We start from the raw sequence: 9896 nt of genomic DNA, 5'->3' as shown, positions 1-9896 counted from the left end.
GCCGGCCCGCTGCGCGTGCTGATCGTCGACGACAACGAGGACGTGCGGGGACTGCTGCGGCTCGCCCTGGCTCGCGCCGGAGTCGACGTGGTGGGTGCGGCCGGCGACTCGCACGAGGCACTCGCCATGGCCCAGCAGGACCGGCCGGGCATCATCCTGCTCGACGTCAACCTGCCGCAGGTGGCCGGCCTCGACCTCCTGCCCCACCTCCGCGAGCACTGCCCGCGTGCCCGGGTCGTCATGTTCTCGGCCCAGTGCAGCGATCAGGTCACCGAGACGGCCATGGAGCGTGGCGCGGTCGGGTTCGTCGAGAAGGGCGTGTCGATGAAGAACGTCATCGAGCACCTGCACCTGGTGGCGCGGGCGCCCGAGGCGGAGGTCGTGCAGCCGTTCCCGCTCAAGGCCTACGCCTGACCGGTCGGGTCGACTCCGGCCCCCACGCCCTGCTCGTGGCTCCGCCGGCCGGCGCCACGCCTGGACATCACAGCTAGCCGGACGACGGTGGCTCGCCCGAGTCCGGCTCGGGCGGGACGCCGTGCGGCGGGAACGACGTCTCCGAGTCGGCGTCCTCGTCGACCAGGCAGGTGCGGCAGAAGTCCTCGCCGAACGGGGTCAGGTGGATGCTGCGCCGTACGACCTTGGGGAACTTCACCGAGTGCATGGCGGCCAGCACGTCGGGCTGGGCCTCGACCACCTGGTACTCCATGGGGTCGCGCAGTGACTCGCGCGAGAACCACACGAGTCCGAGCCGGAACAGGTTGTTGAGGTACGACGGGACCTGGTCGAGGTGCCGGCACCCGGCGCGGCCACCGATCATCGTCAGCCCGGGAGCGACCAGCTGGCTGTGGACCATCCCGACCGGACCGCCGGTCCGCACGTCGACGCTGGGCTGTGGCCCGCCCTGCAGCAGGAGCAGCAGGATCCGGGCCTCGTCGGGGGCCAGCTCGTCGAGGATGCGTTCGTAGGCCGGGTGGGCGACGTCGTCGTTCCACACGTCGCGGGAACGCTCGAGGAGCTCGGCTCCGCGCTCCCGGAGGGTCATCCCGTCGTGGCGCTCGTGATCGGCCCCCGTCTCGGGCGGCTCGGCCAGCTCACCCAGCGACTCGCCGGCCGACGTCAGGGCGGTCGCGAGGGGGACGCCGGCGGACACCGCCCGCGCCAGCCCGCCGATCACCGCGACGGCCTCGGTCGCATCCCGGGCCAGCGCGGCGGCCTCGCCCGGGTCCGTCGCCGCCCGGAGCGCCCGGCGCCCGGCCCGGGCGGTGGTGCGCACCCCCCACTCCGTCCCGTGCCAGCAGGCGGCCGCGGCGACGCGAGCCAGCCCCGGCAGCGCCTCGACGGCCGGCGCGAAGGCCGGGGGCTGGCCGGTGTCGCGCGAGACCGGGGTGATCTCGCGAACCTCCTCGAACTCGTCCTCTGTCATCCACCCACTCCGAAGATCCACAGGTGCAGGAACCCGCCGCCCAGTCCCATGATCGCGCCATGGGCGTAGAGCATCCACTCGTCCTCGCGGATCGCGGCCCTCATCATCTCCACGAAGTCCGCCGGCGGCAGCTCCTTGGTCCGGGTGGCCACGAGCACCCGGATCTTCTCGGCCTGGCGCTTGCCGAACTCCTCGTCCTTGAACGGGCTGATCGTGCGTCCCACGGCCTCGCGGGCGACCGACTCGCGGATGGTGTCGAAGCGGTCGGGCCCGACGGCGACCCGGACCGCGGCACGCGCCGGGCCGGCCGCCTTGTCGATCGCCGGCCTGAGCGCGGTTGCCAGCATCTGGCGGGTGCGGTCCCCGCGCGGGCCGTCGAGGAGGAAGTCACCGATGCGCTCGAGGGTGATGACGTCGTCGGCGATGATCCGGGCGTAGACCTCTGCGGCCTGTTCCTGGCGGCGCGGGAACAGCCCGTGCACCTTCACCCCCAGGATCCGGCGCTCGTCCGGGGGTTCGAAGATCAGCCACATGCCGAGGGCGTTGGTGACCCAGCCGACGATCACGCCGAGGACGGGCAGGAGCCACCACTGGTGGAAGAGCTGGTCGGCGAGCGCGACGGGAATGCCGAGCAGGAACCCGAAGACGAACCCGAACGCCACCATCAGGTTGAGCTCGCGCTGGCCGAAGTCACGGAAGATCCGGACGACCAGCGCCGGGTCGTTGCGGAAGTGGTCGATCACCATGATCTTCGGATCGAGCAGCTGGTCGATGTGGTTGCCGATCTCGTCGGTCACCCGTCCCACCACCGAGGGCAGCTGCGCCTGGACCCGCTCGATCACCGCCTCCCGCACCGGACGGGGGAGGTCGCGCCAGAGCCGCGGGTGCTCCTTGCGCATGACCTCGTCGACGAGCTCGGGGATCTCCGGGCGGAAGACCGTGACGATGTGCTCGGCGATCCGGTCCGGCTCGAGCTGCTGGTAGAAGTCCGACGGCGTGCCCAGCTTGGCGATCGCCTTGTCGACGGCGATGCTGCCCATCTTGGCGGCGCGGGCGGGGATGATGCCCTGCCAGCCGACCCCGCCCTGCAGCAGGCCGGGCACCTCCTGCACCTTGCGGGGCAGCACCGTGGCCAGCTCGCGCATGCCGGGGATCCTCACCCCGTGGAAGCGGACCGGGCTGAACAGCATCACCAGGCCCGACCAGTTGATCAACCACCCGACGACGCCGGTGAAGACGGGGATCGTGAGGAAGTGGAGCCAGTCGATGTCGCGGAAGAACTCCCCGATCACTGCGCCACCCCCTGTCGGGTCGTCTCCCAGGGACGAAGGGTATCGGTCCGCGCGGCCTCGTGGTCGAGCGCGAGCGTCGGCGTCAGCGGGCCCGGGCCAGGTGTGCGCGCGCGACCGGCGACTCCCGCACCTCGCCGCCGGCTGCGACGTGGTCTGCCTGCGCCCGCAGCAGCTTCACGACCGCTCCCCGTTCGGGGGACCAACGCTCGACCTGGTCGGCGAGAACGCGCAGGAACTCCGGCGACTGGCTGCGGTCCCCGCCGAGGTCCGCCGCCACCAGCGGGAGGTACGTCGACGTACGCCGCCCGGCTCCGCGCACCTCGAGCAGCGCCTGGCCGGCGTTGTTCCCGCGGACCCGGACCACGGAGGCGTCCGCCCAGGCCACCGACCGCTGCCAGGCGCCACCCACGGTGCGCACGACCAGCCCACGTTCGGTGTCGAGCGAGGTCGTGCGGAAGACCAGGCCCCCGAGGAACGCGAGCAGGAGCGCACCGACGACGACTGCCGCCACCTGGTTCTCCACCGGCTGGGTCAGCAGTGCCCAGACGACCACGGCCGGGATCGCCACTGCAGCCGCGATCGCGGAGAACCACATCGAGCGGGAGCTGCTCAGCAGCCGGGGGACGCGAACCCGCTCAGCCACGCAGGGTCACCGCCTCGGCCCGGACCGAGGCCACCGCATCGGCGAGCCTGCTCCGCGCCGCCCCGGCGGAGAGCGGCTCGGCCGCGAGCGGCTGGTCACCGGCCTCGATGACCCAGCACCCGTCGGGCCCGGACAGCAGCGCGAACACGGGGGGCCGGTCGTCGCCCGGGCGGCGGACCACGACGTCGGCGCGCAGGAACGCCGCCCCCAGCCGCTCGAGCACCTCGTCGGGCGGGGTCGGGTCGCCGGCAGGCGCGGCGACCGGAACCGCCGGGCCGTCGCCGTCACCCGAGTCCGGGTGGACGGCGGCCCCGACCGCCAGCTCCTCGAGGGCGGCGGCGTCGGCCAGGGCGAACCGGTGCATCCCGTCCTTGCTCACCTCCTCGAGCAGGACGACGTCGTCGACGAGGTGGGCGTACCAGAAGTCCTGGCTGGCCACGGTGGTCCGCGCGACGGCGACGACCACCTGTGCGGCCTCGCGCAGGGCCACGACCGATCTGACGTCCTGGCGCACCATCAGCTCGACACTGCCGTCGCGCAGGGCGGTCGCGGCAGCGATCGCCTCCGGCGTCGGTGGCTGCACGACTCCGCGGGCCACCAGGGAGCGGTAGGCCGACCGCCGCGCGGTCTCCCGGTCGGACTCGGCGAGGTCGTCCAGGAACGGCGTCACCGGCATCGCCCCGGGACGGGCGACGACCGACAGCTCCTCATCGGTCAGGACCTCGACGAAGACCGGCGTGGACTCGGTGGCGGGCACGGCACGAACCTAGAGCAGTCCGAAGCTGACCGTGTCGAGGGCCGAGGAGCCGACGTCTGCGAGGGTGTCCCCCGCGTCCTCGAGCCGGTCACCGGCCCAGTCGGTGGCGGCGGAGGCGGCGTCGTAGGCGTCGCCGAGCCGGTCACCGGTCCACTCGAGGGCAGCGCCACCGAACTCCGTGATGTCGTCCCAGTGGTCGTAGACGTAGTTGCCCAGGGTCCAGGCGCCGTAGCCGAGGACGGCCGCCCCCGCGATGCCGACCCCGACCGGCCCGAGGGCGATCAGGCCCGCGGAGCTGGCGAGCAGGGCTCCGCCTCCCGCGGCTCCGGCGAGGCCGAAGCCGCGCGTCGCCCAGCCGCGGGCGCCGTCGTACCCGCCGCCGGTGACGGCGTCCATGGCACCGGTGACCACGGTGAGGGGGAGGAAGGCCTTCCCGGCGACCTGGGCCGCGCGACTGCCGATGAGGAAGCGCGCGAACCCACCGTCGGCGGCGCCGTTGACGAACGCCCGGAGCGCGTCGTCGCCGGCGCCCATGTTGCGCAGGAAGGTCTGGTAGTCGGTGATCGGCGCCGAGGACGCCCGGAGGAAGTCCAGGAAGGACCGCGACCGCCCGAAGAGGCCGACCGACTTCTTCAGGACCAGCCCCAGGGTGATGGCACCGCCCGCCGTGCCGAGGGCTCCCAGCAGGTCCCGGCTGGTGATCGCCCGCTCGATGTAGGCCTCGACAGCCGACTCCAGGGTCTGCGGGATGTCGATCCCGCCGAGCGACTCGGCGGTCGCCGCGTCGGCGCTGCCGACCCCCGCCAGGGCGGCACCGATCTCGGCGGCGAGCGCGCCGGCACGGTCGTTGAGCCGGTCCTGCTCGGCGTTGCGCTCGGCCGCCGCTGCCGCGGCGCCCTCGGGAGAGGTCATCACCGGCGGCAGGGTGGGTGCGGTGACCCGGCCGTCGTCCCCGACCGTGTACCCCTCCGACTCGGCACCGGCGATGGTGTCGAGCAGCCGGGTCTTGGCATGCCCGATGTCGGTGGCGCCGGTCCTGAGGGCGACCCGGGCGAGGTCGAGGGCATCGGCCAGCCGGGCGCCGGTCCTTGCCTCCTCGGCGGCGCGCTCGCTGGCCGCCATCGCCCAGTAGCCCCGCGCGTCCGTCAGCGCCTGCTCCAGCGTCCGGGACAGGGCTCGGGCCTGCTCGTCCACCTGTGTCGACGCCTCACCCACGGCCGCGGCGGCGGTGTCCAGGTCCCCGGGACGCCACGACCTCACCTGGGCGATGGTCAGGGCGCTCACCGGCTCTCCCTGCCCACCAGTGGGGCGGCGACCGCGCACCGTGGGGTGCTCACCGGCCGACCGGCCCGAATCCGGATGCGACCCCGTGGTCGGTGCCGGAGAAGTCACCGGCACTGGCGCGCGCCGCCGTGGCCAGGGCCTGGAGTCCCTCGGAGTAGACCTGGACCGCCGCCCCGAGCCGGGTGGACACCCACAGGCAGGACTGGCTGGTCCGGGAGCCGACCAGCGCGTCGGAGACGGTGGCGAAGGGTCCGGCCACGTCGAGTCCGGCGAGCGCGCTCCCGGTGGCCTCGACCTGGCCCGCGGCGTCGGTCAGCCCCTGGGGGTCAACGGTGAGCATGGGCCACTCATACCCCAGCCCCGCTCGACGTACACCCCCCTTCGGGGGACTCAGCCGCCGAGTCGGTCGCGGTCCGCCTCGAGCATCACCCAGCGGGGCACTCCCGACACGGCCACCGACCCGATCGTCGCGACCAGCAGACCGCGCTCACGCTCGGCCGCGAACCACGGCACGTAGCGGTCTCCCACCCGCACCAGGCGGATCTCGGGGTCCTCGCCTCCGTCGAGCCTGCGCTTGTCGGAGCGGCAGACGGGGACCTTGCGCTCCACGCCGCCGGGCGGCGTCCAGGGCACGTCCGCGACCGCGGGCCCGTGCTGGGGGTTGAAGAAGCAGGGCTGGCGCCGCTGGGGCAGATCCGCGCCGTCGCGGCGGGCGAGCACACAGGCGAGGTGGAAGCGTCCTTCGTTGAGCACCGGCACGACCGCGTGGACGTCGGCGACGTGCTCGGTGGCCTTCGCCCGGGTCAGGGCGTGCTTGGCCTCGTCGTAGAGGTCCAGCGCGCGCTGGTAGTCACGTCGCATGTCCTCGTCGAGGTCCGTGGTCATGGTCTCCACGTGCAGCTCGGCGAGCTGCTCACCGAAGACGGTCACGTCCTCGGTCACCAGCTGGCGAGCCCGCCGCAGCTCCTCGAGCGCGACGAGCCGGCGCTCCTTGCGTCTCCCGAAATACCCCACAGGGCTGAAGGTACGCGAGCGAGAGCGCACCGCGGGGTACAAGTCAGCGGCGGCGCCAGACGACCATGGACCGGACCGGCGACGGCTGGCGGAGCACCGGCAGCCGGTTGGGCCCCGGGTCGGTACGGCGCCCGCTCGTCGCCTGCCTGAGGGCCTCCCGGGTCGCCTCCAGCTCGGCGACGAGCTCCTCGTTGCGCGCCCGCAGGGCAGTGAGCTGGTTCTCGAGGTCGAGGAGGCGGCGTACCCCCTCGATGCCGATCCCGGCCGCGGTGAGCTCGGCGATGGTCCTCAGCAGCTCGATGTCGCGGTGGGAGTAGCGGCGCCCTCCCCCGACGGTGCGACCCGGCGTGATCAGGCCGAGTCGTTCGTATGCCCGGAGCGTCTGCGGGTGGAGTCCGGACAGCTCGGCGGCCACGCTGATCACGTAGACGGCGGCATCCGGAGCGGGGGCCCGGAACGGCGTGCTCACGCCGAGTCCTCGAAGAGGTTGGCGCGCAGCGGCTTGCCGGCGGTGGCCGCACGGTAGGCCTCGACCGCCTCCCGGGCGGTGGCGTCGAGCACCGCAGGCACGTGCACCCGGACCGTCGCCAGCAGGTCACCGGTGGTCCCGTCGGCCCGCTTGGCTCCCTTGCCGCGGACCCGGAAGGTGCGGCCGTTGGGCGTGCCCGGGGGCAGCTTGAGCGTGACCGGGGCCCCGCCCAGGGTGGGGATCTTGATCTCCGCGCCGAGTGCGGCCTCGTCGAACGACACCGGGACGTCGAGGGTGAGGTTGTCGCCCTTGCGGCCGAAGAGGCGGTGGGGGCTGACCTTGATGTTGACGAAGAGGTCTCCGGCCGGTCCGCCGTGCTCGCCGGCCGCGCCCTTGCCGCGGAGCCGGATCCGCTGGCCCTCCCTGACGCCGGCGGGGATCCGGGCCTGGATCGTGCGGGCGGACATGCCCCGACCGCTGCCCTGGCAGGTGGGGCACGGGTCGTCGTACACGAGCTGGCGGCCACCGCACGCCGGGCAGGTCTCGTTCATGGTGAAGGCACCGCCCACCGACGCCACGATCACCCCGGCTCCCTCGCACTCGGGACAGATGTGGGGCTTGGTGCCGGGCTTGCCGCCGGTGCCCTGGCAGTCGGGACACGGGGCGTCGGACGTCAGCCGCAGGGGGATGGTGACGCCCTCGATCGCGTCGGTGAAACCGATCGTCGCGGTGGTCTCGACATCGGCTCCCCGCTGCGGGCGGCGCGGCTGCTGGCGGGGCCGGCCACCGCCGAACAGGTCGCCGAACATGTCGCCGAAGCCGCCGCCGGCCCGGTCGCGCAGCAGGTCGTTGAGGTCGAAGCCGGCGCCACCGGAGCCGCCCGGGAATCCGCCGCGGAACCCGCCGGAGCCGTAGAGCTCCCGCATCTCGTCGTACTTCTTGCGCTTCTCCGGGTCCCCGACGACGTCGTAGGCCTCGGCGACCGCCTTGAACTTGTCGTGCTTGGCCCGGCTCTCGGCGCTGTCGCCGGGGTTGGAGTCGGGGTGGTTGGCGCGCGCGAGCCGGCGGTAGGCCTTCTTGATCTGCTCGGCCGTGGCGTCCTTCTTGACGCCGAGCACGTCGTAGAAGTCCTTGCCGGCCCAGTCGGCCCGCATACCCTCCGTGGTGCTCACGCGCACCTCCCTTCCGTCAGTCGGCCCCGTGCCTCTCGGTGGGGTGTCCCTCGGCGTCCTGTGTCTCGACCGGCTGTCCCTCGGCCGGCGGTTCGCCGGTCGCCACGTCGGGCTCGGTGGGACCGCTCGGCGGGTCGACGACCAGCACCTGCGCGGCCCGCACCACCCGGTCGCCGATCCGGTAGCCCGCCTTGGCCACCACCTTGGCGGTGGTCACCTGGACCTCCGGATCCTCACCGATGTGGGAGAGGGCCTCGTGGATCCGCGGGTCGAAGGCGTCGCCCACCTCGCCGAACTTGGTCAGCCCCAGTCCGGTCACGACCCGCTCCAGCTGCTCGGCGACCGCCCGGAATCCCGGGTCGAGATCGCCGTGCTCGCGGGCCCGGTCGATGGTGTCGAGCACCTCGGTGATCGGCGCCAGCGCGAGGTACGTCGCGTTCTGCCGCACCAGCTCCCGGTCGCGGTCGACCCGGCGCTTGTAGTTGAGGAACTCGGCCTGGAGCCGCTGGAGGTCGGCGGTCCGCTCCTGCAGCGCAGCCTTCGTCGCGGTCAGCTCGTCCACCTCCTCCGCCGTCGAGGCCGCGTCCGCGTCCTCACCGGCCTGCTCGTCCACCGCCGGCTCGGCGGCGGCCGGCTCCTCCGCGACCTCGGCCTCGTGGGGCAGCTCCGCGGACGGGTCGCCTGCCCTGTCATCGGGCCCCCTGTCATCGGGCCCCCTGTCATCTGCCGGGCCCTCCGGCGTCGGCTGGGCCTGGGTCACTTGTCGTCACCCTCGGCCGCGGTGTCCCCCGGCTCCTCGTCGACGATCTCGGCATCCACGACGTCGTCGTCGGCCGCGCCGGTGGACCCGTCGGCCCCGCCAGCGGCGGCCTGCTCGGCCTCGGCGGCGGCGTACATCGCGGCGCCCATCTTCTGGCTCGACTCGCCGAGCTTGCTCACCCCGGCCTGGAGCTCCTCGGCGGAGGCCTCGGCGTTGTCGAGGGTCGCCTTGAGGGCGTCGACGTCGGCCCGGACCTCGGTCTTGACGTCGTCGGGGATCTTGTCGCCGTTCTCCTCGAGGAACTTCTCGGTGGTGTAGACGAGCTGGTCGGCCTGGTTGCGGGTCTCGACCGCCTCGCGACGCTTGGCGTCCTCCTCGGCGTACTGCTCGGCCTCCTTGACCATGCGGTCGATCTCGTCCTTGCCGAGGGCCGAGCCGCCCGAGATCGTCATCGACTGCTCGCGCCCGGACGCCTGGTCCTTGGCGGAGACGTGGACGATGCCGTTGGCGTCGATGTCGAAGGTGACCTCGATCTTCGGGATGCCGCGCGGTGCCGGCGGCAGCCCCGTGAGCTCGAAGTTGCCGAGCGGCTGGTTCTGCGCCCACATCTGGCGCTCGCCCTGCGCGACCTTGATCTCCACCGACGGCTGGTTGTCGTCGGCGGTCGTGAAGATCTCGCTCCGCTTGGTCGGGATCGTCGTGTTGCGCTCGATCAGCGTGGTCATCACGCCGCCCTTGGTCTCGATGCCGAGGCTCAGCGGGGTGACGTCGAGCAGCAGGACGTCCTTGACCTCGCCCTTGAGCACGCCGGCCTGGAGCGCGGCGCCGATCGCGACGACCTCGTCGGGGTTGACGCCCTTGTTGGGCTCCTTGCCGCCGAGCAGCTCCTTGACCAGCTCGGTGACGGCGGGCATCCGGGTGGAGCCGCCGACCAGCACGACGTGGTCGATGTTGGCCACCGCCACGCCGCCGTCCTTGAGCACCGACTTGAACGGCTCCTTGGTCCGGTCGAGCAGGTCGGCGGTCATCTTCTGGAACTCGGCGCGGGTCAGCCTCTCCTCGAAGTGGAGCGGGCCCGACTC

12 protein-coding genes are annotated in these 9896 nt (G+C 73.0%); 1 reads left to right on the top strand and 11 read right to left on the bottom strand.

Annotated elements, in window-relative coordinates; all coding sequences use genetic code 11:
• Nucleotides 1–414: response regulator transcription factor (locus VFN12_RS06920; protein WP_325117891.1), on the top strand; the 414-nt coding region annotated here is incomplete at its 5' end.
• Nucleotides 415–487: 73 nt separating this feature from the next.
• Here the strand turns inward: VFN12_RS06920 and VFN12_RS06915 are convergent.
• From VFN12_RS06915 to VFN12_RS06865, 11 genes are all read right to left on the bottom strand, one after another.
• The gene (locus tag VFN12_RS06915) at nucleotides 488–1423 is read right to left on the bottom strand and encodes an Abi-alpha family protein (protein WP_325117890.1); all 936 of its coding nucleotides are present in this window, start codon (nucleotides 1421–1423) and stop codon (nucleotides 488–490) included.
• Nucleotides 1420–2715 (bottom strand): hypothetical protein, encoded by a 1296-nt coding sequence (locus VFN12_RS06910; protein ID WP_325117889.1) that lies wholly within the window; start codon nucleotides 2713–2715, stop codon nucleotides 1420–1422. Before VFN12_RS06910 ends, VFN12_RS06915 begins: the two co-directional genes overlap by 4 nt.
• Before the next feature lie 82 nt (nucleotides 2716–2797).
• A complete protein-coding gene (locus VFN12_RS06905; RefSeq protein ID WP_325117888.1) occupies nucleotides 2798–3358 on the bottom strand; it encodes a hypothetical protein in 561 nt (186 codons plus the stop codon).
• Nucleotides 3351–4115, bottom strand: coding sequence for a hypothetical protein (locus VFN12_RS06900; RefSeq protein WP_325117886.1), 765 nt, complete (start codon nucleotides 4113–4115; stop codon nucleotides 3351–3353). Before VFN12_RS06900 ends, VFN12_RS06905 begins: the two co-directional genes overlap by 8 nt.
• A 9-nt stretch (nucleotides 4116–4124) precedes the next feature.
• Entirely contained in the window at nucleotides 4125–5399 is a 1275-nt protein-coding gene (locus VFN12_RS06895; RefSeq protein WP_325117885.1) for a hypothetical protein, read from the bottom strand.
• Between the two features lie 49 nt (nucleotides 5400–5448).
• Entirely contained in the window at nucleotides 5449–5739 is a 291-nt protein-coding gene (locus tag VFN12_RS06890; protein WP_325117884.1) for a hypothetical protein, read from the bottom strand.
• A gap of 50 nt (nucleotides 5740–5789) precedes the next feature.
• Entirely contained in the window at nucleotides 5790–6413 is a 624-nt protein-coding gene (locus VFN12_RS06885) for a hypothetical protein (RefSeq protein WP_325117883.1), read from the bottom strand.
• A 43-nt stretch (nucleotides 6414–6456) separates the two neighbouring features.
• Nucleotides 6457–6882: a heat shock protein transcriptional repressor HspR gene (locus VFN12_RS06880; RefSeq protein ID WP_325117882.1), complete on the bottom strand. Its 426-nt coding sequence runs from the start codon at nucleotides 6880–6882 to the stop codon at nucleotides 6457–6459.
• Nucleotides 6879–8036, bottom strand: coding sequence for a molecular chaperone DnaJ (dnaJ, locus tag VFN12_RS06875; protein ID WP_414690013.1), 1158 nt, complete (start codon nucleotides 8034–8036; stop codon nucleotides 6879–6881). The genes VFN12_RS06880 and dnaJ overlap by 4 nt, the downstream gene beginning before the upstream one ends.
• A 34-nt stretch (nucleotides 8037–8070) precedes the next feature.
• Entirely contained in the window at nucleotides 8071–8814 is a 744-nt protein-coding gene (grpE, locus tag VFN12_RS06870; RefSeq protein WP_325117879.1) for a nucleotide exchange factor GrpE, read from the bottom strand.
• On the bottom strand, nucleotides 8811–9896 hold a 1086-nt coding region (locus tag VFN12_RS06865), incomplete at its 5' end, for an Hsp70 family protein (RefSeq protein WP_325117878.1). The genes grpE and VFN12_RS06865, both read right to left, overlap by 4 nt.

The sequence above is a fragment of the Nocardioides sp. genome, assembly GCF_035703625.1.
GTDB lineage: Bacteria > Actinomycetota > Actinomycetes > Propionibacteriales > Nocardioidaceae > Nocardioides.
This window is presented reverse-complemented; position numbering and strand designations above follow the sequence as displayed.

Coding starts and splice junctions, on each gene's coding strand:
- VFN12_RS06915 (WP_325117890.1), bottom strand. CDS start 1,423: ATGACAGAGGACGAGTTCGAGGAGGTTCGCGAGATCACCCCGGTCTCG.
- VFN12_RS06890 (WP_325117884.1), bottom strand. CDS start 5,739: ATGCTCACCGTTGACCCCCAGGGGCTGACCGACGCCGCGGGCCAGGTC.
- dnaJ (WP_414690013.1), bottom strand. CDS start 8,036: ATGCGGGCCGACTGGGCCGGCAAGGACTTCTACGACGTGCTCGGCGTC.